This is a genomic window from Streptomyces sp. NPDC048254 (assembly GCF_043201895.1).
Lineage (GTDB): Bacteria > Actinomycetota > Actinomycetes > Streptomycetales > Streptomycetaceae > Streptomyces.
Window position 1 is genome coordinate 186,456 of record NZ_JBICZJ010000006.1, and the last position, 22,433, is coordinate 208,888.

A 22,433-nucleotide genomic window follows, 5' to 3' on the forward strand; every position below is an offset into this window, starting at 1 on the left:
CGCAGCGACGATGGACTCCCAGACCTCACAGTCATCCCAGGCATCACAGTCACCTCATACGTTCCAGGTCGACCTGCGTGGTCTGGTGGACCTGCTCTCCCATCATCTGTACTCCAGTCCCAAGGTCTACCTGCGCGAGCTGTTGCAGAACGCGGTGGACGCCATCACCGCCAGACGGGCCGAGCAGCCCGACGCCCCGGCGCGGGTGCGGCTGTACGCCGACGGCAGTGCTCTCCGGGTGGAGGACAGCGGCGTCGGGCTCACCGAGTCGGACGTGCACAGTCTGCTCGCGACCATCGGGCGCAGCTCCAAGCGGTCGGACGGGCTGCAGGAGGCCCGCTCCGACTTCCTGGGCCAGTTCGGCATCGGGCTGCTGGCCTGTTTCGTGGTCGCCGAGCGGATCCGGGTGGTCAGCCGCAGTGCCCGCACTCCGGACGCGCCGCCCGTGGAGTGGACGGCCCGCGACGACGGGTCGTACACCGTAAGGACGTTGGCGCCCGAGGCCCGTCCCGAGCCCGGTACCACCGTGCATCTGGTGGCGCGGGCGGGTGCGGCGGAGTGGCTGGACGAGCGGCGGGTGCTCGCGCTGGCCCGGGACTTCGGTTCGCTGCTGCCGTACGACGTCCGGGTGGGCGACGAGGCGGTCACCGATCTGCCCGCGCCCTGGGACCGGCCGTACCCCTCCCCCAGCACCCGCCGGGTGGCGCTGGCCCGGCACTGTCAGGAGCTGTTCGGGTTCGCACCGCTGGACTCGATCGCGCTGGACGTGCCGCTGGCCGGGATCCGGGGGGTGGCGTATGTGCTGCCGTCCGCGGTCAGTCCCGCCCAGCGGGCCACCCATCGCGTGCACCTCAAGGGCATGCTGCTCACCGAGCGGGCCGAACAGCTGCTGCCGGACTGGGCGTTCTTCGTGCGCTGTGTCCTGGACACGGACAGTCTGCGGCCGACCGCCTCGCGCGAGTCGCTGTACGAGGACGAGACGCTGGCCGCCGTACGGGAAGCGCTCGGCGAAAGGATTCGGTCCTGGCTGACCGGGCTCGCGGCCGGCGATCCGGAACGGCTCTCGGCGTTCCTGTCCGTGCACCACCTGGGGGTGAAGTCGCTGGCCCGGCACGACCAGGAGATGCTGCGCACCATGCTGCCGTGGCTCCCCTTCGAGACCACGGACGGGCAGCTGTCCCTGGAGGAGTTCGCGCAGCGACACCCGGTGGTGCACTTCACCCGGACCGTCGAGGAGTACCGGCAGGTCGCGCCGATCGCCTCCGCGCAGGGCGTCGGGGTGATCAACGGCGGTTACACGTACGACAGCGAGCTGGTCGAGGCGCTGCCGTCGGTGCGGCCCGGGACGGTGGTCGCGGAGCTGGACGCCGACACCGTGACCGCGCATCTGGACACGGTGGATCCGGCGGAGGAGCTGGCGCTGGCGGGCTTCCTCGCGGCCGCGCGGGCGAAGCTGGACCCGCTGGGCTGTGATGTCGTCCTGCGCGCCTTCCACCCCCTGTCCGTGCCCGCGCTGCACCTGGACGACCGGGCGGCCCGGCACGAGCAGGCCCGCGCGGAGGCCGAGGAGCAGGCCGACGACCTGTGGGCGGGCATCCTGGGCTCGCTGCGCGGCAGCGCGCCCCGGGCGCGGCTGGTGCTCAACCACCTCAACCCGCTGATCCGGCGGATCAGTTCCCTGACGGATCCGGAGCTGATCGGCACCGCGAGCGAATCACTCTACGGGCAGGCGCTGCTGATGGCCCAGCGCCCGCTGCGGCCCGCCGACTCGGCGCTGATCAACCGCTCGTTCATCGGCCTCCTGGAATGGGCCACTCACGGGGAGGGTGACCGCTGATGGACGAAACCGGCGGGATCGCGGACTTCGACTCGCTGCGCCACGCGATGGCCGAGAACTCCGAGGAGCCGGAGGGGCCCGCCCGCAACGCGCGCGCGGAGCAGCTGCTGCTGGAGGCCGAGAAGCTGAACATCCCGCTCGCCGTGATCGAGGCGCTCGGGCACCAGCTGAAGGTCTACAACTACAGCTCCGAGAAGGACAAGATGTTCGTCCCGTTCGCGCGGTTGCTGCGCCTGTGGGACGAGCGGCCCGGGGACTTCGACGAGTACGAGACGCATTCGCTGTACTGGGTCTTCAAGTGGATGTCGGCCGGCATGCTCGACCAGCCGCACATCCCGCTCGCCTCGATCGAGAAGTGGCTGGGCGAGATGGAGCACCGCTACCGGCTCGCCGGGCACTCCGAGCGGGCGGTGCGCAGCGCCGAGTTCAGTGTCGCCGGGCACATCGGTGACTTCACGCGCGCGGAGCGTGCGTACACGGCCTGGCTGGCGGCGGACCGGGACCGGATGGCCGACTGCCACGCGTGCGAGCTGCACGGGCAGGGCAGCTGGCAGCTGCGGAACGGCCGGGACGCGGAGGCCCTGGAGCTGTGGCGGCCGGTCCTGGAGGGCGAGTACAGCTGCGCCCACGAGCCGCACACGGTCCTCGCCTCCTCGTTGCTGCCGCTGCTGCGCCTTGGCCGGGTCGACGAGGCGCGCGCCCACCATCTGCGCGGTTTCCGGCTGGTCCGCCCGATGGAGAGCATGCGGGGCGCGTACGCGGACCATGTGGAGTTCTGCGCGCTGACCGGCAACGAGGCGCGCGGTCTCGAACTGCTGGCGGAACGTCCCGCCTACTTCACGGACACCGGGCAGCCGCGCAGCCGGCTGGACTTCATGGCGGTGGTGACGCTGCTGATGGAGCGGCTGACCGAGCTGGGCCTCGGTGACCAGCGGGTGCCGGGCCCGGCCGGGCGGGCGTGGAGCGCGGGGGAACTCGCCGTCCACGCGCGCGCGGAGGCCCTGGAGCTGGCCGCGCGGTTCGACGCCCGCAACGGCACCTCCTATGTCGGCGACCAGGTACGCGAGCGCATGGCCCAGCGGCCGCTGGTGGACCGGCTGCCGCTGGGCGTACGGGCGGTGCGGACGGCGCCCGCCGGACCGGTCGCGCCGGTGGTGCGGGCGCCCGCGCCGGAGCGACCGTCGCTGCCCGCGCTGCTCACCGAGGCGCGTCGGCTGTCGGACACGCTCCAGCCGCACGCCCTGGAGGCCTGGGCGGCGGTCGCGGAGGCCGCCGAGAGCGCCGAGGTCGACACCTATGTCCGCGCGGAGATCGCCGACCATACGGCGATGGGCCGCGGCCCGGAGGGCGTCGAGCTGTTCGAGCGGGCGGCTGAGCTGTACGCGGAGGCCGGCGACGAGGGCGAGGCGATCGCGGCACGCGCGCGTGCCGCCTACGTCCGCGCGCTGTCCGGGGAGCTGGACGAGGCGACGGCCGCGATCGACGAGCCGTACGACCGGATCCTCGCGCTGTACGCCGACGACGCCACCGGCGTGCGGCAGACGGCGTCCGTGCTGATGAGCCGGGCGCGGATCCTGATGCGGTGGGTGCACGAGCGGTCCGAGGGCGCCGCCGACGCCGAGCAGGCCGTACGGGAACTGCTGGCGCTCGTCGGCGGGCGCGGTGGGTCCGACCTCCGGCTGGTGTCCCGGGCGGCCGAGGGGCGGGCGATGCTCGCCGAACTGGCCGAGCACGCCGGCGACGGGGAGCGGGCGGGCGAGCTGTTCCGGCAGGCGTCGGCGCAGTTCGTCGGCGCGGAGCTGCCGTGGTTCGCGGTGGAGTACGAGGTGCGGGTGGCCGCGCTCGCCCATGAGCAGGGCGACATGGCCGAGGCGGAGCGGGCGCTGCGCGCGGCCCTGGAGCACGGTGGGCCGTATGTGGAGCCGGTCGGGCGGGCCCAGCTGCATCTCCAGCTCGCCGAGGTCCTCGGCGGCCGGGGCGGGGCCGAGGAGGCCGCCGAGCACGCCCTGGAGGCCGCGCACTGGGCCGACGAGGCCGGGGAGAGCGGCACCCTGGGCGCCTGGGCACGGCACCAGCTGGGCGGCTTCCTGCTGCGGCAGGGGCGGTTCGCGGAGGCCGCCGAGGTGCTGGAGTCGGCGCTGGCCGACCTGAGCGCCGAGACGCACGGCGACGGCGCGGTCGTCCAGACCCAGTGGTGGCTCGGGGACTGTCTGAGCGAGCTCGGCGAGCACCACGCGGCGGCCGAACGGCGGCTCCAGGCTGCCGAGATCGCCCGGCACTGGCCCGAGCAGCACGACCACGCCACCCTGGCGCACCTGGCGGCCGAGTCGCTGGGCAACGCGGGGCTGCCCGCCGAGGCGGACCGGGCGTACACGCGCGCCGGCGAGTTGTGGCGGGCCATGGGCAATGTGCACTTCCTGGTCCGCTCGCTGCGGGCGCGCGGCTGGCTGGCGCTGCGCACGGAGGCGGGCGCGGAGGGCGCGCGGCGGCTGATGGCGGCCGCGGTGGCGGAGTGCGAGACGGCGCTGGCGGCGCTTCCCACGCCCGCCGACCCGGCGGCCCGGGAGCGGCTCACCGGTGAACTCGGGCACACTCGCCGGCAGTTCGGTGATCTGCTGGCCCGGTCGGTGCCCGAGGACGCGGAGGACACCGCGATCCAGGACGCGTTCGAGGCGGCGCTGGCCGAGATGACGGCGGCGATCGCCGTCTTCGCCGAGCTGGGCGAGGACGGGCTGCACAGCCGTACCGGCGCCGAACTCGCGGCGGGCTGGCTGGAGGCCGACCTGAGCCGGCCGGCGGACGCGGCGGCACGCGCGCGTGCGGTGCTGGACGCCTACGAGGGCGCCGACCCGGACGACGAGACGGTCCGGGCCCGGCGGGCGGAGGCACGGCAGTTGCTGGAGCCCACGGAGGGGTGAAGGGGCGTGCGGTGGGGGCTCTACTCGACGCCGATGAGGAGCGGGGCCCCCTGCCGGCCGCCGTTGTAGACCACCGTGTCGACGGCGAGGTACGCCTCGCGCACCCGTGCCTCCAGGCGTTCGGCGACGCCCTCGGGCGCCTCGTCGCCGAGGACGAGGGTGACCAGCTCGCCGCCGGCCTGGAGCATGCGGTCGAGGACGGTCTCGGCGGTGGCCGTCACGTCCGAGCCGATCACCGCCACGTCTCCCTCGACCAGGCCCAGCACGTCGCCGGCCTGGCAGATGCCGGCCATGGTCCAGGACTGCCGTTCCGCGACCACGACCTCGGCGTAGCGGGTGGCGCCGGCCGCCGAGGTCATCTGGACGACGTCCTCGTCGAAGCGGCGTTCCGGCTGGTGCACCGCGAGCGCGGCGATGCCCTGGACCGCCGAGCGGGTCGGGATGAGGGCGACCCGGATGCCCTCCGCGCGGACCTGCTCGGCCGCCGCGGCCGCCGTGTGCCGCAGGTCGGCGTCGTTGGGCAGCAGCACCACCTCGCGCGCGTGGGCACGTCGTACGGCGTCCACCAGTTCCCCGCTGGCGGGCGGCTCCCCGGGGCGCGCGAGCACGGTGGTCGCGCCGGACTCGGTGTACAGCCCGACCAGCCCCTCCCCCGGCACCACGGCCACCACGGCGCGCTGTACCCGCTCGCGCGGCGGCTCCCAGCCGGTGTGCACGTCCCCCGCGCCGAAGTGCGTGATCCGGATCCGGTACGGCCGCCCCGCCTCGACGCCCGCCTCCACGGCGGCGCCGGCGTCGTCGACGTGCACATGGACGTTCCACAGGCCGTCGCCGCCGACCACGACCAGGGAGTCACCGAGCGCGTCGAGCCGGGTCCGCAGCCGGTCCACGGCGGCGTCCGCGGCCTCCAGGAGGTAGATGACCTCGAAGGCGGGACCCCCGTCCGACTCGGCGCAGGCATCGGCCCGGGCGTCGGAAACGGTGTCCACGCGCGCGTGGACGACCGGTACCGACCCGTACGCGTGTGCGTCGAAAGGCGTCGGGGTCTCCCCCGTGAACGCCTCCACCAGCGCCCCGAGCACCGCTACCAGGCCCCGCCCGCCGGCGTCCACCACCCCGGCCCGCTCCAGGGCGGCCAGCTGTCCCGGGGTCTGCGCGAGCGCCTTGCACGCGCCCTCGTAGGCGGTCCGCGCTATCGTCCCGCAGTCGCCCTCGGTCGCGTCGGCGGCGTCGGCCGCCGCCGACGCGACCGACAGCACCGTGCCCTCGACGGGGTGGGCCACGGCCTCGCGGGCGGCGTCGGCGGCGTGCCGCAGGGCGAGCCGCAGCCCCTCGCCGTCGATGTGAGTCGCTTCACCCTCGGTGAGGACATGGGCCATGCCGCGCAGCAGCTGCGCCAGGATCGTGCCGGAGTTGCCGCGCGCGCCTATGAGGGCGCCGTGCGCCATCGCGCGGACCGCGTCGGCCAGCGTGGGTACCTCTTCGCCCAGCTCGTAACCGGCGAAGACGGCCTCCACGGCCCCGGTGGCCGATTCCACCGTCAGATAGAGGTTCGTACCCGTGTCGCCGTCGGCCACCGGGAAGACGTTGATTGCGTCGATCTCCTCGCGCGCCCGGCCGATCGCCCCGAGCGCGAGACCGCACCAGGTGCGTACCGCGAGAGCATCGAAGAATGTCTGCGGCACCTGCGCCACCTGCGCCTCCTTGAACTGGCCCGACGTGGTCGCAGCGTAGACCCCGGGAGGGTGTCCACCGGAAGTGGGCCGGGAGTCGGCCCCTGAGCTGCCATGCTAGTTTCGTCTTACCGACGCGGCCGTTGTATGCTGCTCCGGTTGCCCGATCTGATCGGGCCATCACCCCTGGCAATGCCACTCAAGATCTCAGATCCCTGAATCTCGATCCCGGCACGCCGGGATTCAACCGTAAGTGCATCTGAAGTCTTTGGAGTGACCCGTGGCTGCCAACTGCGACGTCTGCGGCAAGGGGCCGGGCTTCGGCAACAACATCTCGTTTTCGCACCGCCGTACGTCCCGTCGCTGGAACCCGAACATCCAGCGTGTGCGTACCGTGGTCGGCGGGACGCCGAAGCGCGTGAACGCCTGCACCTCGTGCATCAAGGCCGGCAAGGTCTCGCGCTGACGCACTGCTGCTAGCGCGCGGCCACAGCCGGTTCGCCGCACTGAGCCGGTCCACCTGAGGGTGGACCGGCTTTTTGCCGTGCCCGGAAGTCGGGCCCGGAAGCCTGCCCGATCAGCCGCCGTGCCCGAAAATCGGAACCCCGGCAAACCGGGCCCTGCCAAGCTGGGCGCATGCGCTTCGGCATCCTCGGCCCCCTGGACATACGCACCGACGACGGCACCCCCGTCGACCCCGGCGGCCCCCGCCCCCGCGCGCTGCTCACCCTGCTCCTCCTGGACGCCGGACGCGCGGTCTCCGGACAGCGCCTCGCCGAGGGCCTGTACGGCGCCGAGCCGCCCGCCGGAGCCGCCAACGCCCTCCAGTCGCAGGTCTCCCGGCTGCGCAGGCGCCTGGCGCCGCACGCCGGGATCGAGGCCACCGCCACCGGTTACCGGATCGCCGTCGCCCCCGACACCGTGGACGTATACCAGTTCGAAACCCGGTCCGCGGCCGGCCGTGCCGCCCTCGCCGCCGGCGACCACCGGAACGCGGCGACCCGGCTCCGGGAGGCGCTCGCCCTGTGGCGCGGCCCCGCGCTGCCCGACCTCCCGGACGCACACGCCGAGGCCGCCCGGCTCGACGAGCTGCGGCTGGCCGCCGTACAGGACCGGATCGAGGCGGATCTGGCGCTCGGCGAGGGTTCCGGGCTGGTGGCGGAGGTGCGGACGCTGCTGGCCGCCCATCCGCTGAGCGAGCGGCTGTACGGGCAGCTGATGCGGGCCCTGCACGCGAGCGGGCGGCCCGCCGAGGCGCTCACGGTGTTCGAGGAGGCCCGTCGAACCCTCGCCGACCAACTGGGCGCCGATCCCTCGCCGGAGCTGTCCGCACTGCACCTGGAGCTGCTCCGGGGCACGGAGCCCGAGCGGCCCGGGCTCCCGGGCCAGGTCACCCGGTTCGTCGGCCGCGAGCCGGAGCTCGCCCGGATCGCCGAGCTCCTGGCCGGCTCCCGCCTGGTCACGCTCACCGGCCCCGGCGGTGCGGGCAAGACCCGGCTGGCGGTCGAGGCGGCGACCAGGATCGAGGCCGCCCGCACGGGCAAGGCCGCGCGCGCGGGCGACGGCGTCTGCTTCGTCGAGCTGGCGCCGCTGGGCGACGGCTCCCAGATCCCGTACGCCGTCCTCACCGGACTCGGCGTCCGCGAGGGTCTGCGCAGCCCCGCCGCCGATACCACCGACCGGCTGCTGGCCGCCTTGGAGGAGCGCGAGCTGCTGCTCGTCCTCGACAACTGCGAGCACCTGGTCGAGGCGGCCGCCAGGATCACCGCCCTGCTCCTCGCCTCCTGCCCGGGCGTGCGGATCCTCGCCACCAGCCGGGAGTCCCTGAACATCACCGGCGAGGTCCTGGTCCCGGTGCCCCCGCTGCCGCCGGAACCGGCGGAGCGGCTCTTCCTGGACCGGGCCCGCGCGGTGCGCCCCGGTTTCGGCGGCCACGCGCGCGTGCCGCACATCTGCGCCGCCCTCGACGGGCTGCCGCTGGCCATCGAACTGGCGGCGGCCCGGCTGCGCACCCTGACCCCCGACGAACTCGCCGACCGCCTGGACGACCGCTTCCGGCTCCTCTCGCGCGGCGACCGCTCCAAGGCGCCCCGGCACCGCACCCTGCGCGCGGTCGTCGAGTGGAGCTGGGATCTGCTGGACGAGGAGGAGCGGGAGCTGGCGAGCCGGCTGACGGTGTTCTCCGGGGGTGCAACGCTGGCGGCCGTGGAGGCGGTGTGCGGGCTGCCGTATCCGGAGGACGTGCTGGCCTCGCTGGTGGAGAAGTCGTTCCTGGAGGTGTCCGAGGGCCGCTACCGGATGCTGGAGACGATCCGCGCGTTCGCCGCCGAGGACCTGCCCGACCCGGGTGGCCTGCGGGACGCGCACGCCGGGTACTTCCTGCGGCTGGCCGAGGAGGCCGAGCCGAAGCTCCGTGGCGGCGGCCAGCTGCCCTGGCTGGAACGGCTGTCCGCCGAGCACGGCAACCTGGACGCGGCCCTGCGCCATCTCGTGCGCCACGGCCCCGAGGACGCCCTGCGCCTGATGGCCGTCCTGTCCTGTTTCTGGCGGCTGCGCGGGCTGCACGGCGAACAGGTGACGTCGGCACGCGAACTGCTGGCCGCCGTGGGGGACGCGCCGCCGCCGGGGCTGACGGAGGAGTACGTGCTGTGCGCGATCAACGTGCTCCTGGGCGACGGCGACCATACGGCCGGCGGTGGAGCGGGCGGCGACGAAGAGCTCGTCGCGCGCGTGGACGCCCTGCTGGCCGCGCACGACGGCCCCTTGCGGCTGCCGTACATCCTCATGCTGTGGTCGCTCGCGGTCGGCCCCCGGCCGGCGAGCAACGAGCAGGCGCTCGCCCTGGCCGGCGACGACCCCTGGGCGCGTGCGCTGCTCGACGTGGGCCTGGGTTTCCAGGAGTACTACACGGGCCGGCCGCGGAAGGCCGAGGAGTGCTTCACCCAGGCGCTGGCCGGGTTCCGGGCGACGGGCGACCGCTGGGGGATGGCCAACTGCCTCGACCCGCTCGGCATGTTCGCCCACGCGCGCGGGGACTCACGGCGCGCCCTGGAGCTGCTGGACGAGGGGCTGGCGTACATGCGCGACCTGGCGGCCCCCGAGGAGACCTCCGATCTGCTGCGCAGCCGTGGCACCGTGCTGCTGCACCAGGGCGACGCGCAAGGCGCCGAGGCCCACTTCGAGCGGGCGCTGACGCTGGCCCGGAGTGCCGGGCTCCCCGACAAGGTGGCGGGTGCCCGGCGTCAGATCGGCGACGCGGCACGGCTGTCCGGGGACACGGCACGCGCACGCGTGCACTACGAGAACGCCCTCCAGGAGTGTGCCGCCAACTGGTTCAGCGTCGGCGAGACGGTCCGCATCTTCATCGGGCTCGGCCGCACGGCCGCCGCCGAGGGATGCGCCGAGGAGGCTCGCGACTGGTTCCGGCAGGCCACTGAACTCGCCGTCGAGGGGCCGGGCGCCTTCAAACTCGCCGAGACGGCCGACGCGTTGGCGTCCGTCGCCGACACCGCCGAACGGGCCGCCGTCCTGCTCGGCGCGGCGACAGCCCTGCGGGGCGCCCGCGCCGAAGCCGACCCCGACGTCATCCGCACCGACAACGACGTACGCGCGAAGCTGTCCCCCGATGCCTACGACCAGGCCTTCGAGCGGGGCCGGCGGCTGGGGTCAGCCGCGGTCAGCGAACGGTAGGAAGACGGTCAGCGGAGCCGCCGAACCTCATCGCATGACCAAGAACCCCACTCCGAAGAGCCTCGGCCACCTCAGCGTCCTGATCTCCGGCGCCAGCGTCGCCGGCCCCGCCCTCGCCCTGAACCTCGTCCGGCTCGGCGCCCGCGTCACCGTCGTCGAGAAGGCCCCGGAACTGCGCGGCGGCGGCTTCGCGGTCGACTTCCGCGGCCATGTCCACCGCACCGTCCTGACCTCCATGGGCATCTGGGACGAGGTCCACGCCCGCCAGACCCACATGGGCCGCCAGACCGTCGTGGGCGCCGACGGCAGCCCGCGCGTGGACCTGCCCGCCGAGCTGATGAGCGGTGACGTGGAGATCTTCCGCGGCGACCTCGCACAGCTGATGTACGAACGCACCGAGGACGACGTCGAGTACGTCTTCGGCGACTCGATCGCCTCCCTCGCCCAGGACGCCGACGGTGTCGACGTCGCCTTCGAGCGGGGCGCTCCCCGCCGCTTCGACCTGGTCGTCGGCGCGGACGGCCTGCACTCCCACACCCGCCGGCTCGCCTTCGGCGACGAGTCCCGCTACCTGCGCTTCTTCGACCACTACGTGGCCGGCTTCGACATCCCCAACCACCTCGGCCTGGACCGCACCGGCCGCGCCTACAGCGAGCCCGGCCGCGGGGCCGTCATCGGCAACTACGACGGCGACCCGGACCGCGCGGGTGCGCTACTGGTCTTCCGGTCCGCGGAGCTGTCGTACGACCGCCGGGACGTCACGGCGCAGAAGCGGATCGTCGCGGAACGTTTCGCCGGCTTCGGCTGGGAGGGCCCGACCCTGCTCAAGGCCCTCGAAGAGGCCGACGACCTGTACTTCGACGCGATCGCCCAGATCCACGTCGACCGCCTGGTCGAGGGGCGGGTGGTGCTCCTCGGGGACGCCGGGTACGGGGCGACCATGGGCGGGATGGGGACGGGTGTGGCGGTCGTCGGCGCTTATGTCCTCGCTGGTGAACTCGCCCTCGCGGGCGGCGACCACCGCACCGCGTTCGCCGAGTACGAGACCCGGATCCGGGACTTCGCCAAGGGCTGCCAGAAGATCTCCGGGAACGCGGGCCCGTTCTTCGCCCCGCCGACCGAGCGGCGCATCCGCAACCGGGACCGCATGTACCGGGTCCTCGGCTCACGCCCGCTGGCCCGCTTCTTCAAGAAGATGACGGAGAAGGCGGCCACCGACATCAAGCTGCGGGAGTACCGTTTCTAGAGACTGAGCGGAAGTGAGTCCTGTGGCCAGAACTCATGCTCAGCCGAACGCCCCGAACGGTGTTGGGCGTTCTGGTCGACCGTGTTCGCTCCGCGTCTGGGCGGCACGGATCGTGTCCGTGGTCCGGGCATGCGGGGGCGGTGTCCCTCACGTCCTGGGTCCACCGAACTGGCCTGGACGGTCCGATGCCCGCATCCATCGCTCTGGTGGGTGCGGGGCGGTGCCGTCCGACGCCTGATCGGGTGTCCCAGGGCGCGCCTTCCGATCGCCACGGCGGCTGCGTCGTGGCGGGTGGTCTTCCTGGTGTTGCTGGTGAGGGGTTTCTGCCAGTGCTGGGCGCCCCCACCTGCTGGTGTAGGCGGGGTCGACGGCGATGACGGGGATGCCGAGTTCGGCCGCCATGGACACGAGCCGGGCCCGCAGCCGGGAGGTGGGCATGCCGGAGATCATCTTGCGGAACCGCTTCTTGCGGCCGTATTTCTCCCGGGTCTTCTCCGCGGTGAAGTCGAGGTCCTCGACGGCGACCGCGAGACGATGGCGTTTGGCCCAGTGCAGCAGCCTGATCAGCGCGTGCCGGAGTTGGGCATCGCGATACTCAGCGGTACCGGAGAGATCGTAGCCGAACCGGCACGGTTCGCCGACCGGGTTGCCGTGCCGGTTCAGGTGCCAGGCGGCGAGGTGGTCGGCGTTGGTATCGACGCCGACCAGGCCGTTCGCGCGGGCCGCAGGGCCCAGCCGTGGTCCACCGGCCCGATCCCCGCGCCGAGTGCGAACCCGGCGGCGATCGCCCCGGTGACGTACTCCTTGGCCGCCGCCACCGCCTCCGGCACGGACCGTCCCTTCGCGAGCTGCGACGCGATCGCGGACGCGAGGGTGCAGCCCGTGCCGTGCGTGTGCCGGTTGTCGTGCCGGGGGGCGCGCAGCCGGAACTCTTCGGTGCCGTCCGTGAGCAGGTCCACGGCCGCACCGGGCAGATGCCCGCCCTTGATCAGCACCCACTTCGGCCCGTACGACAGCACGGCCGCCGCGGCCCGGCGCAGCTCCGTCTCCGACTCGACCTGTACGCCGGTGAGTTGGGCCACTTCGTCGAGGTTGGGGGTGGCCACGGTGGCCAGCGGGAGGAGTTTGGTGCGGACCGAGTCCAGGGCGGAGGCGGCCAGCAGGGAGTCGCCGTGCTTGGAGACGCCCACCGGGTCGACGACCACGGGCGCGTCGGTCCCGGCGATCAACTCCGCCACCGTCTCGACGAGTTCGGCCGAGGAGAGCATCCCGGTCTTCACCGCGTCCACCCCGATGTCGTCGACCACGCTCCGGTACTGGGCCCGCACCGCCGCCACCGGCAGCTCCCAAGCGCCCTGTACGCCCACGGAGTTCTGCGCGGTCACCGCCGTGATCACGCTCATGCCGTGCACACCCAATGCCAGCATCGTCTTCAGGTCGGCCTGGATCCCGGCCCCGCCACCGGAGTCGGAGCCCGCGACCGTCAGCACGCGCGGGAGGCTCATGACTCGATGTCCCCGAAGTGGTCCCAGCCGCCCTTGCTGGTCCAGGGCGCCCCGTCGACGGTCACCTGCGGCAGCGCGGACGGGTTGAGGACCTCGCCGATGACCTTCCAGCGGGCGGGCAGCTTCACGTCCGGCGGGAAGGTCGCCACGATCGCGTGGTCCTCGCCGCCGGTCAGCACCCACTGGATCGGGTCGACGCCGACGGCCTGCCCGATGTCGTTCATCTGGGACGGGACGTCGATCGCGCCCGAGCGGATGTCGATGCGGACCTTGCTGGCCTCGGCGATGTGCCCCAGGTCGGCGATCAGCCCGTCGCTCACGTCGCACATCGCGGTCGCGCCGAGGCCCGCGGCGGCCGGGCCCGCGTGGTACGGCGGCTCGGGGCGGCGGTGCGCCTCCACGAAGGCACGCGGCGAGCGGAAGCCCCGGGAGAGCACCGCGTAGCCGGCCGCGGACCAGCCCAGCCAGCCGGTCACGGCGACCAGGTCGCCGGGCTGGGCACCGGCCCGGGTGACCGGCTCCTGGTTGCGCAGATCGCCGAGCGCGGTGATGGACACCATGATCGTGTCGCCGCGGACCACATCGCCGCCGACCACCGAGGCGCCGGCCACCTGGCACTCGTCCCGGATGCCGTCCATCAGCTCGCTGGGCCAGGTCACCGGCAGTTCGGCGGGGACGACCAGGCCGAGCAGCAGCGCGGTCGGCACGGCGCCCATGGCGGCGATGTCCGCGAGGTTCTGTGCGGCCGCCTTGCGGCCCACGTCGTAGGCCGTGGACCAGTCGCGGCGGAAGTGCCGGCCCTCCAGCAGGATGTCGGTGCTGGCCACGACCCTGCGGTCGGGCGCGGCGACCACCGCGGCGTCGTCGCCGGGGCCGACCCGGACCGCCGGAGTGGTGGTGAGACGGGAGGTGAGCTCCCTGATGAGCCCGAACTCGCCCAGCTCACCAACAGTGCCCTTCATTGCCCTTACGCCCCTTCTCTGCCTTGCCGTGCCCGCTCGCGCGTCATCGTCGTCCTGGATACGGTCGAGGTGACCGTCAACTTCTGTCGTGCCTGCACCCTGGCGCGCAAGCCCCTGTCCGCGCAGGTCTCCCCGCGGTGAGCGGCGACGCGATACCGTGGCGTTCCTTTTCCCCACATGATCCTCGTGGCCGCCCTGGAGGTTCCGTGGTACAGGCGTACATCCTGATCCAGACGGAGGTCGGCAAAGCGTCGACCGTCGCCGAGTTCATCAGCAAGATCCCTGGAGTCATCCAGGCCGAGGATGTGACAGGACCGTACGACGTCATCGTGCGCGCACAAGCGGAGACGGTCGATGAACTCGGTCGGCTCGTGGTCGCGAGAGTCCAGCAAGTGGAGGGCATCACGCGTACCCTGACCTGCCCGGTCGTCCATCTGTAGCCCCCGTCTAGGCTTGGCCGGTGAACATTTTCCGTCACCGGCCATTCGGTCTGCCCGCGCTCGCCGTGCTGATGATCGCGGCGGCGGGCTGCTCCTCAGCAGACGACGCCCCGTCGGCGGCGGTTCCCAGTCCGGGCGCGGCGGTTGCCAAGCTGTGCCGGAACCTCGACGAGGGGTTGCCGAAGAAGGTGGACAAGCTCGCCCGGCGTGACCCCGAGCCTGCCTCCGCGCTGACGGCGGGCTGGGGGGACCCCGCGATCATACTGCGCTGTGGTATCGAGCGGCCTGCGAAGATGGCCGACCCGGAGGCCGACGGGGTCGAGGTCAACGGGGTCGGGTGGCTGCTGGAGCAGGAGGCCGACAAATCGTTCCGGTTCACCACGACGTTGCGGAAGGCGTATGTCGAGGTGACGATTCCTGCGGGGCGAACCGGGGATGGCATGGCGCCGTTGGTGAGCTTGGCGCCTGCCATCAAGAAGGCGATTCCGGAGGGGGTTGCCGACTAGGCGCCGTGGGCGGACCGGTGGTGTGTCGGGTGCCGGTACGTTGTGGCTGGTCGTGCCCACGCGGCGGAGCCGCATGTCGGATACAGCCCCGCGCCCCTTTCGGGGCGCTTCAGCTCGGGGCGTTTTCTAGCGCAGGCCGGTTGAACGGTTCAGCGCTGCCTGGATCAGGCGGTCGATGAGGTCCGGGTAGCTGACGCCCGTCGCCTGCCACATCTGGGGGTACATCGAGATCGGGGTGAAGCCCGGCATCGTGTTGATCTCGTTGATGACGAAGTCGCCGTCATCCGTGCGGAAGAAGTCCGCGCGGACCAGGCCCTCGCAGGACGCGGCCTCGAAGGCGTCCACCGCGAGCGCCTGGATCTCGGCGGTCTCCTCGGGGGTCAGCGGGGCCGGGACGATGCCGGGGGTGGAGTCGATGTACTTGGCCTCGAAGTCGTAGTACGCGTGCGTGTCGGCCGGCGGGATCTCGGCCGGCACCGAGGCGCGCGGGCCGTCCTCGAACTCCAGGACGCCGACCTCGATCTCGCGGCCGCGCAGCGCCGCCTCGACCAGGATCTTCGGGTCGTGGGTCTGGGCGGTGGCGATCGCCTCGTCCAGGCCGGAGAGGTCGTCGACCTTGGTGATGCCGATCGACGAGCCGGCCCGCGCGGGCTTCACGAACAGCGGCCAGCCGTGCTCGCCCGCGAAGTCGACGATCCTCTTGCGGGCGGCGGACTCGTCCTGCTTCCACTCGCGAGGCCGGATCACCAGGTAGGGGCCGACCTTGAGCCCGAACGAGGTGAACACCCGCTTCATGTACTCCTTGTCCTGGCCGACGGCCGAGGCGAGCACGCCGGAGCCGACGTACGGGACGCCGGAGAGCTCCAGGAGGCCCTGGAGGGTGCCGTCCTCGCCGTAGGGGCCGTGCAGCATCGGGAAGACGACGTCGACCTCGCCGAGCGCCTTGGGCACGGAGCCGGGCTCGCTGTAGACGACCTCGCGGTTGGCCGGGTCGACGGGGAGCAGCACGCCGCCGTCGGTGGACTCGGCGAGGTCCCCGACCTCCGGCGTACGGCGGTCGGTGATCGCCATGCGTTCCGGCGCGTCGGCGGTGAGCACCCAGCGGCCTTCCCTGGTGATGCCGATCGGCAGGACGTCGTACTTCGTCCGGTCGATGGAGCTCAGGACGGCTCCGGCGGTGACCATGGAGATCCCGTGCTCGGAGCTGCGACCGCCGAACACGACGGCCACACGCGGCTTGCGAGCGGGCTGCTCAGGGCTCTGGGGGAGGTTCTCGGTGCTCATATCGGGTTGAGAGTACCCGGTGGTAGGGCCCCGATACAGCGTCCCCGGGGTGCGTTCGCTCAGCGTCGCTCGGGCTTCGCGCTGCGCGACATCAGCTCCTTGAGGGCGACCACGGGCGGCTTGCCCTCGTGCACGATGTCGACCACCGTCTCGGTGATCGGCATCTCCACGCCGTGCCGGCGGGCCAGATCCGCCACGGACTCGCAGGACTTGACGCCCTCGGCGGTCTGCCGGGTGACCGCGATGGTCTCCTCCAGGGTCATGCCCTTGCCGAGGTTGGTGCCGAAGGTGTGGTTGCGGGACAGCGGCGAGGAACAGGTCGCCACCAGGTCGCCGAGACCGGCGAGGCCGGCGAAGGTCAGCGGGTCGGCGCCGAGCGCGACGCCGAGGCGGGTGGTCTCGGCGAGGCCGCGGGTGATCAGCGAGCCCTTGGCGTTGTCGCCGAGCCCCATGCCGTCGGCGATGCCGACCGCGAGCCCGATGACGTTCTTGACCGCGCCGCCGAGTTCGCAGCCGATGACGTCGGTGTTGGTGTACGGCCGGAAGTACGGCGTGTGACAGGCGGCCTGGAGGCGCTGGGCGACGGTGTCGTCGGTGCAGGCGACCACGGCGGCGGCCGGCATCCGGGCCGCGATCTCCCGGGCCAGGTTGGGGCCGGTGACGACCGCGATACGGTCCTGGCCGACCTTGGCGACGTCCGCGATGACCTCGCTCATCCGCATGGTGGTGCCGAGTTCGATGCCCTTCATGAGGGACACCAGGACGGTGCCGGGCGCGAGCAGCGGCGCCCAGTCCGCGAGGTTGGCGCGCATGGTCTGGGACGGCACCGACAGGACGGTGAAGTCGGCGCCGTGCGCGGCCTCGGCGGGGTCGGTCGTGGCCCGCAGGTTCTCGGGGAGTTCCACGCCGGGCAGGTAGTCGGGGTTGGTACGGCCGGAGTTGATGGCCTCGGCCACCTCCGCCCGCCGCGCCCACAGGGTGACCTCGCACCCGGCGTCGGCGAGCACCATCCCGAAGGCCGTACCCCACGAACCCGCGCTGAAGACCGCCGCCTTGGCAGGCATGCTCACTTGCCGCTCTCCTCTTCCAGACCGCTCTGCGCACGCGTCCGGCGCCGCTGCTCGATCCGCACCTGGCGTGGATCGTAGGGGGTCTCGGGGGCCTTCTCGCCCCGGATCTCCTCCAGCTGGCGGGTGATGGCGGCCATGATGACCTCGGTCGCCTCCTTCAGGACGTCCTGGGTCATGTCCTTGTCGTAGAAGGGCGAGAGGTCGACCGGCGGACCGGCGAGGACGTGGTGGGTCTTGCGGGGCAGCAGGTTGAGCTTCTTCGCGTACGGCGGCAGCAGTTCGTTGGCGCCCCACTGGGCGACCGGGATCACCGGGCACTTGGTCTGCAGGGCGACCCGGGCGGCGCCGGTCTTGGCGGTCATGGGCCACTGGTCCGGGTCGCGGGTGATCGTTCCCTCAGGGTAGAAAGCCACGCACTCGCCGCGTTCCACGGCGTCGATCGCGGCCCGGAAGGCGCTGAGGGCGTCGGTGGACTCGCGGTAGACGGGGATCTGGCCGGTGCCCCGCATGGCGGCGCCGACGAATCCCTTCTTGAAAAGCCCGCTCTTCGCCAGGAATCTCGGAACGCGCCCGGTGTTGTACTGATAGTGCGCGTAGGCGAAGGGGTCGATGTGAGAATTGTGGTTCACCGCGGTGATAAATCCGCCCTCGGCCGGAATGTTCTCCATTCCACGCCAGTCCCGCTTGATCAGGACCACCAGCGGCGGTTTGCAGAGCACCGCAGCGAAGCGGTACCAGAAGCCGATTCTCCGGCGGGGCACGCGCACACCTTCCTCTAGGACTTCTTCCCGGTCTCCGGGACTTCTTCTCCCGGACCGGGGGCCGGGAGAAGTGTCGCCCCGGTCCGCCGGTCTGTCGAGGAACACCGTACGCCTCGCTGCCGCGCCTGCCTCGGGGCCCGGGTGACAATGAGGCAACGAGGGAGGGACGGTACGTCGGTGCAGTGGACCTTGGTGATACCCCTCAAGCCCCTGGCGCGAGCCAAGAGCAGGCTCGCGGACACCGCGACGGACGGTGTGCGTCCGGGACTGGCCCTCGCCTTCGCCCAGGACACGGTGGCCGCGGCGCTGGCCTGCCAGGCGGTGAAGGATGTGGCGGTCGTCACGGACGACACGCTGGCCGGGCGCGAGCTCTCGGCGCTGGGCGCGCGGATCGTCCCGGACACGCCGGGCGGCGGCCTGAACGCCGCTCTGCGGCACGGCGCGGCGGTCGTACGCGCGTCGCGTCCGGAAAGCGCGGTGGCGGCCCTGAACGCCGATCTGCCGGCGCTCCGTCCGCTGGAATTGTCCCGGGTGCTCGACGCGGCCGCGGAATTCCCGCGCGCTTTTCTCGCGGACGCGGCGGCTATCGGCACCACCCTGCTGGCCGCGACCCCCGGAAATGAATTGGCGCCCGCATTCGGCCTGGATTCCCGCGCCCGCCACACCGCCTCGGGCGCCGCGGAACTGCCGCTGGCCGGCGTGGAGTCGGTACGCCAGGACGTGGACACCGGCGCGGACCTGCGCACGGCCCTGGCCCTGGGCGTGGGCCCGCGCACGGCGGCGGTGGCAGCGCGGCTGCTGATCCCGGACCAGTAGGCTGCGCTCATGCAGGCGACCGCGTACACGTACGACCCCGACAGCAGAAGCGGCCAGGTACTGCTGGACGACGGGACTCCGGTGCCTTTCGACGGGGCGGCGTTCGAGGCGGGCGGGCTACGCCTGCTCAGGCCGGGTCAACGGGTCCGGATCGAGACCGAGGGAAGCGGAGCCGACCTCCGCATCACCCTGGTGACACTTCAGACGTTGTGAGGCGCGGCCCACCAAGGGGCGCGGGGCTGCATGAACACACCGCGGGCCGGACTCCCCAAGGGAGTCCGGCCCGTCGCGTGAGTGTCCCAACCCCGCTGTGAAGCGAGCCCTGCCCTAGCGCGCAGCCGTCTTCTTGGCGGTGGCCTTGCGAGCCGTCGACTTCTTGGCCGGCGCCTTTTTGGCGGTGACCTTCTTGGCCGGAGCCTTCTTCGCGGCCGCCTTCTTGGCCGTGGCCGTGGTCTTCTTCGCGGTCGCCTTCTTCGCCGTGGTCTTCTTGGCGGCGGCGGCCGTCGTCTTCTTCGCGGCAGCCGTCGTCTTCTTGGCGGTGACCTTCTTCGCGGTGACCTTCTTCGCGGTGACCTTCTTGGCCGCCGCCTTCTTGACCGTCGCCGAAGCACCGCCGGTCAGGCTGCCCTTGGGCGCCTTCTTGACCGCGACCTCACCGCCGCGCGGGAGCTTCTTCGAGCCGCTCACCAGGTCCTTGAAGCCCTGGCCGGCACGGAAGCGCGGCACGGAGGTCTTCTTGACCCGAACCCGCTCGCCCGTCTGGGGGTTGCGGGCGTAACGCGCCGGACGGTCCACCTTCTCGAAGGACCCGAAGCCCGTGACCGAGACCCGGTCACCCGCGACGGTCGCGCGGACGATGGCGTCCAGGACCGCGTCGACAGCCTCGGCCGCCTGCTGGCGGCCGCCCATCTTGTCGGCAATCGCTTCTACGAGCTGCGCCTTGTTCACGTCTTCCCCTTCGGAGACATCGCCAGAACGAAAGTGTTCAAGCTTTTTCGCACGTTAGGCAGATATATACCGCAAATCAAACACGAAACGGGCTTATCACCCTTGTGCCGCAACGGATTCGGTCGTCCAGGACGGTCCGGTCAGCGTTCCTCTTCGGGGAATCGACCCGCGTCGAGGTCCGCATTGAACCGTTCCAGCCGCCTTGCCGCGTCGGCGATGTCGTGCTTGGCCGCGGCCGTAATGACCAGCAGCTTCCGGGTCAGCGCCATCCGTACGCCCTCCGGGACTTGCAGTGCGCGCACTGTTGTGTGCGCTTCCTTCAGCTGGCCCGCGACCGCCGCATAGAGCTGGAGTTGGCCGTCGTGTTCCATGCACAGATTGTGCCATCTGGGGCGAGTTGTCGCCTGCGCAGGGGGCAACTGCCGCCTCAAATGGCCTTCCGGGCACTTGCGGAAGCCGCGGACACAGCACTCAGGTACCCACACAACATCCGTCCTAACGTGGGAAGTTGGCAAGACCTGCGACAACGCGAGCGTCCGTTCGGGTGCAGACATGGCTGTACCCCCAATCGTGGCGATCGGGGGTACAGGCGGGGCGTGGCGGTGGCTGAAACCAGCCGTATTCAGATGTGGTCGATCAGGCCGGAAGCGGGCTCCGGATCAGGCCTGGAGCGTCCGCGGCTTGTACGACGGCCGCTTGGTCTCGTACGCGGCGATGTCGGCCTCGTTCTGGAGGGTGATGGAGATGTCGTCCAGCCCGTTCAGCAGCCGCCAGCGGGAGTTCTCGTCCAGCTCGAAGGAGGCGGTGACGCCCTCGGCGCGCACCTCGCGGTTCTCCAGGTCGACGGTGATCTCGGCCTGCGGGTCGCTCTCGGTGAGCTCCTGGAGCGCCTCCACGATCTTCTGCTCCAGAACCACCGTGAGCAGGCCGTTCTTCAGCGAGTTGCCCCGGAAGATGTCGGCGAAGCGGGACGAGATGACGGTCTTGAAGCCGTAGTTCTGCAGGGCCCAGACGGCGTGCTCACGGGAGGAGCCGGTGCCGAAGTCGGGGCCGGCGACCAGGACGGTCGCCCCCTGCCGCTCGGGCCGGTTGAGCACGAACTCGGGATCTTTGCGCCAGGCCTCGAACAGCCCGTCCTCGAAACCGTCCCTGGTGACCTTCTTGAGCCAGTGAGCAGGGATGATCTGGTCGGTGTCGACGTTGGAGCGGCGCAGCGGGACGGCCCGGCCGGTGTGCGTGGTGAATGCTTCCATGGCTGATCAGACTCCAGCGGGCGTACGAACGTCGGCGTCGGACAGGTCGGCGGGCGAGGCCAGGTGGCCGAGGACGGCCGTGGCGGCCGCGACCTGCGGCGACACCAGGTGGGTACGGCCGCCCTTGCCCTGCCGGCCCTCGAAGTTGCGGTTGGAGGTGGACGCGGAGCGCTCCCCCGGGGCCAGCTGGTCCGGGTTCATGCCCAGGCACATCGAGCAGCCCGCGTGCCGCCATTCGGCGCCGGCGTCCTTGAAGACGACGTCCAGGCCCTCGGAGACGGCCTGCAGCCCGACCCGCGCGGAGCCGGGAACGACCAGCATCCGTACGCCGTCGGCGACTTTGCGGCCCTCGACGATCGCGGCGGCGGCGCGCAGGTCCTCGATGCGGCCGTTGGTGCAGGAGCCTACGAAGACGGTGTCCACCTTGATGGAGCGCAGTTCCTGACCGGCCTCCAACCCCATGTACTCCAGGGCCTTTTCGGCGGCGAGGCGCTCCGAAGCGTCTTCGTACGAAGCCGGGTCGGGGACCTCCGCCGAAAGCGGTGCGCCCTGGCCGGGGTTGGTGCCCCAGGTGACGAACGGCGAGAGGGCGGCGGCGTCGATGTGCACCTCGGCGTCGAAGACCGCGTCCTCGTCCGTCCTCAGGGTCTTCCAGTACTCGACCGCCGCGTCCCAGTCGGCGCCCTCGGGGGCGTGGGCGCGGCCCTTGATGTACGCGAAGGTGGTCTCGTCGGGGGCGATCATGCCCGCGCGGGCGCCGGCCTCGATCGACATGTTGCAGATGGTCATGCGGGCCTCCATCGAGAGCTTCTCGATGGCGGAGCCGCGGTATTCCAGGATGTAGCCCTGGCCGCCGCCGGTACCGATCTTGGCGATGATCGCCAGGATCAGGTCCTTGGCGGTGACGCCCTCGGGCAGTTCGCCGTCGACCGTGATGGCCATGGTCTTCGGGCGGGCCAGCGGCAGCGTCTGGGTGGCCAGTACGTGCTCCACCTGGGAGGTGCCGATACCGAACGCGAGCGCGCCGAAGGCGCCGTGCGTGGAGGTGTGCGAGTCACCGCAGACGACGGTCGTGCCGGGCTGGGTCAGACCCAGCTGCGGGCCGACGACGTGCACGACACCCTGCTCGATGTCGCCCAGCGGGTGCAGCCGGACGCCGAAGTCGGCGCAGTTCTTGCGCAGTGTCTCCAGCTGGACGCGCGAGACCGGGTCCGCGATGGGCTTGTCGATGTCGAGGGTGGGGGTGTTGTGGTCCTCGGTCGCGATGGTGAGGTCGAGGCGGCGCACCTGGCGGCCGTTCTGGCGCAGACCGTCGAAGGCCTGCGGGCTGGTCACCTCGTGCAGCAGGTGCAGATCGATGAAGAGGAGGTCGGGCTCGCCCTCGGCGCGCCGGACGACGTGGTCGTCCCAGACCTTCTCCGCGAGTGTCCTACCCATCGCTTTCCCTCCGGCCGGCAGTCGTGCACCGGCCCAACTAGAGATCTTGAGGTAGCGGCTGCCCGTTCTCCGGGCCCCTGAAGTCGT

At 71.9% G+C, this 22,433-nt stretch carries 19 protein-coding genes and 1 pseudogene; 9 read left to right on the forward strand and 11 right to left on the reverse strand.

Annotation, left to right across the window (positions count from 1 at the left end):
• Positions 1-10: 10 nt before the first annotated feature.
• Both ACGFZQ_RS18890 and ACGFZQ_RS18895 read left to right on the forward strand, forming a co-directional pair.
• Positions 11-1,837, forward strand: a complete 1,827-nt coding sequence (locus ACGFZQ_RS18890) for an HSP90 family protein (RefSeq protein ID WP_393841318.1) — start codon at positions 11-13, stop codon at positions 1,835-1,837.
• Positions 1,837-4,755: a tetratricopeptide repeat protein gene (locus ACGFZQ_RS18895; RefSeq protein WP_393841319.1), complete on the forward strand. Its 2,919-nt coding sequence runs from the start codon at positions 1,837-1,839 to the stop codon at positions 4,753-4,755. The genes ACGFZQ_RS18890 and ACGFZQ_RS18895 overlap by 1 nt, the downstream gene beginning before the upstream one ends.
• Positions 4,756-4,775: 20 nt before the next feature.
• Here the strand turns inward: ACGFZQ_RS18895 and ACGFZQ_RS18900 are convergent, their stop codons facing one another.
• Positions 4,776-6,449: a DAK2 domain-containing protein gene (locus ACGFZQ_RS18900; RefSeq protein ID WP_393841320.1), complete on the reverse strand. Its 1,674-nt coding sequence runs from the start codon at positions 6,447-6,449 to the stop codon at positions 4,776-4,778.
• 259 nt (positions 6,450-6,708) lie between these two features.
• Between ACGFZQ_RS18900 and rpmB the strand changes: the two genes are divergently transcribed.
• The 3 genes from rpmB (at position 6,709) to ACGFZQ_RS18915 (ending at position 11,364) form a co-directional block, all read left to right on the forward strand.
• The gene (rpmB, locus tag ACGFZQ_RS18905) at positions 6,709-6,894 is read left to right on the forward strand and encodes a 50S ribosomal protein L28 (protein WP_009190838.1); all 186 of its coding nucleotides are present in this window, start codon (positions 6,709-6,711) and stop codon (positions 6,892-6,894) included.
• Between the two features lie 170 nt (positions 6,895-7,064).
• Positions 7,065-10,118: a BTAD domain-containing putative transcriptional regulator gene (locus tag ACGFZQ_RS18910; protein ID WP_393841321.1), complete on the forward strand. Its 3,054-nt coding sequence runs from the start codon at positions 7,065-7,067 to the stop codon at positions 10,116-10,118.
• Positions 10,119-10,152: 34 nt separating this feature from the next.
• The gene (locus ACGFZQ_RS18915; RefSeq protein ID WP_393841322.1) at positions 10,153-11,364 is read left to right on the forward strand and encodes an FAD-dependent monooxygenase; all 1,212 of its coding nucleotides are present in this window, start codon (positions 10,153-10,155) and stop codon (positions 11,362-11,364) included.
• Here ACGFZQ_RS18915 and ACGFZQ_RS18920 read toward each other — a convergent pair.
• From ACGFZQ_RS18920 to ACGFZQ_RS18930, 3 genes and pseudogenes are all read right to left on the reverse strand, one after another.
• Positions 11,361-12,090: pseudogene (locus ACGFZQ_RS18920) on the reverse strand (IS200/IS605 family accessory protein TnpB-related protein); the annotation flags it as partial. The gene ACGFZQ_RS18915 and the pseudogene ACGFZQ_RS18920 sit on opposite strands and share 4 nt — an antisense overlap.
• Positions 12,024-12,869: a bifunctional hydroxymethylpyrimidine kinase/phosphomethylpyrimidine kinase gene (gene thiD / locus ACGFZQ_RS18925; protein WP_393841323.1), complete on the reverse strand. Its 846-nt coding sequence runs from the start codon at positions 12,867-12,869 to the stop codon at positions 12,024-12,026. The gene thiD and the pseudogene ACGFZQ_RS18920, both read right to left, overlap by 67 nt.
• Positions 12,866-13,831: a thiamine-phosphate kinase gene (locus tag ACGFZQ_RS18930; protein WP_351705346.1), complete on the reverse strand. Its 966-nt coding sequence runs from the start codon at positions 13,829-13,831 to the stop codon at positions 12,866-12,868. The genes thiD and ACGFZQ_RS18930 overlap by 4 nt, the downstream gene beginning before the upstream one ends.
• 206 nt (positions 13,832-14,037) lie before the next feature.
• On the opposite strand from ACGFZQ_RS18930, the gene ACGFZQ_RS18935 reads away from it, so the two are divergent.
• Complete coding sequence (locus tag ACGFZQ_RS18935) at positions 14,038-14,271, forward strand: Lrp/AsnC ligand binding domain-containing protein (protein ID WP_351705343.1); 234 nt, start codon at positions 14,038-14,040, stop codon at positions 14,269-14,271.
• Between the two features lie 20 nt (positions 14,272-14,291).
• Positions 14,292-14,777 carry a DUF3515 domain-containing protein gene (locus ACGFZQ_RS18940; RefSeq protein ID WP_351739410.1) on the forward strand — a complete coding sequence of 162 codons (486 nt, stop codon included), beginning with the start codon at positions 14,292-14,294 and terminating at the stop codon, positions 14,775-14,777.
• A gap of 126 nt (positions 14,778-14,903) precedes the next feature.
• Here ACGFZQ_RS18940 and ACGFZQ_RS18945 read toward each other — a convergent pair whose 3' ends face one another.
• Genes ACGFZQ_RS18945 through ACGFZQ_RS18955 form a run of 3 tightly spaced genes read right to left on the reverse strand, consistent with a single transcriptional unit; the run spans position 14,904 to position 17,892 of the window.
• A complete protein-coding gene (locus ACGFZQ_RS18945; protein ID WP_351739413.1) occupies positions 14,904-16,061 on the reverse strand; it encodes a D-alanine--D-alanine ligase family protein in 1,158 nt (385 codons plus the stop codon).
• A gap of 59 nt (positions 16,062-16,120) precedes the next feature.
• Positions 16,121-17,131: an NAD(P)H-dependent glycerol-3-phosphate dehydrogenase gene (locus ACGFZQ_RS18950; protein WP_351739416.1), complete on the reverse strand. Its 1,011-nt coding sequence runs from the start codon at positions 17,129-17,131 to the stop codon at positions 16,121-16,123.
• Complete coding sequence (locus ACGFZQ_RS18955) at positions 17,128-17,892, reverse strand: lysophospholipid acyltransferase family protein (RefSeq protein WP_393841324.1); 765 nt, start codon at positions 17,890-17,892, stop codon at positions 17,128-17,130. Before ACGFZQ_RS18955 ends, ACGFZQ_RS18950 begins: the two co-directional genes overlap by 4 nt.
• 177 nt (positions 17,893-18,069) lie before the next feature.
• On the opposite strand from ACGFZQ_RS18955, the gene cofC reads away from it, so the two are divergent.
• Together cofC and ACGFZQ_RS18965 are read left to right on the forward strand one after the other, a co-directional pair.
• Positions 18,070-18,708, forward strand: coding sequence for a 2-phospho-L-lactate guanylyltransferase (cofC, locus tag ACGFZQ_RS18960; RefSeq protein ID WP_351739418.1), 639 nt, complete (start codon positions 18,070-18,072; stop codon positions 18,706-18,708).
• Between the two features lie 9 nt (positions 18,709-18,717).
• Positions 18,718-18,921: a hypothetical protein gene (locus ACGFZQ_RS18965; RefSeq protein WP_351739420.1), complete on the forward strand. Its 204-nt coding sequence runs from the start codon at positions 18,718-18,720 to the stop codon at positions 18,919-18,921.
• A gap of 114 nt (positions 18,922-19,035) precedes the next feature.
• Here ACGFZQ_RS18965 and ACGFZQ_RS18970 read toward each other — a convergent pair whose 3' ends face one another.
• The 4 genes from ACGFZQ_RS18970 to leuC form a co-directional block, all read right to left on the reverse strand.
• On the reverse strand, positions 19,036-19,656 hold the full coding sequence (locus ACGFZQ_RS18970) for an HU family DNA-binding protein (protein WP_351739423.1): 621 nt from the start codon (positions 19,654-19,656) through the stop codon (positions 19,036-19,038).
• A 140-nt stretch (positions 19,657-19,796) separates the two neighbouring features.
• Entirely contained in the window at positions 19,797-20,027 is a 231-nt protein-coding gene (locus tag ACGFZQ_RS18975) for a hypothetical protein (protein ID WP_351739425.1), read from the reverse strand.
• Positions 20,028-20,315: 288 nt separating this feature from the next.
• Complete coding sequence (leuD, locus tag ACGFZQ_RS18980) at positions 20,316-20,909, reverse strand: 3-isopropylmalate dehydratase small subunit (protein ID WP_393841325.1); 594 nt, start codon at positions 20,907-20,909, stop codon at positions 20,316-20,318.
• A gap of 6 nt (positions 20,910-20,915) precedes the next feature.
• Positions 20,916-22,346: a 3-isopropylmalate dehydratase large subunit gene (gene leuC, locus ACGFZQ_RS18985; RefSeq protein WP_393841326.1), complete on the reverse strand. Its 1,431-nt coding sequence runs from the start codon at positions 22,344-22,346 to the stop codon at positions 20,916-20,918.
• Between the last annotated feature and the right edge of the window lie 87 nt (positions 22,347-22,433).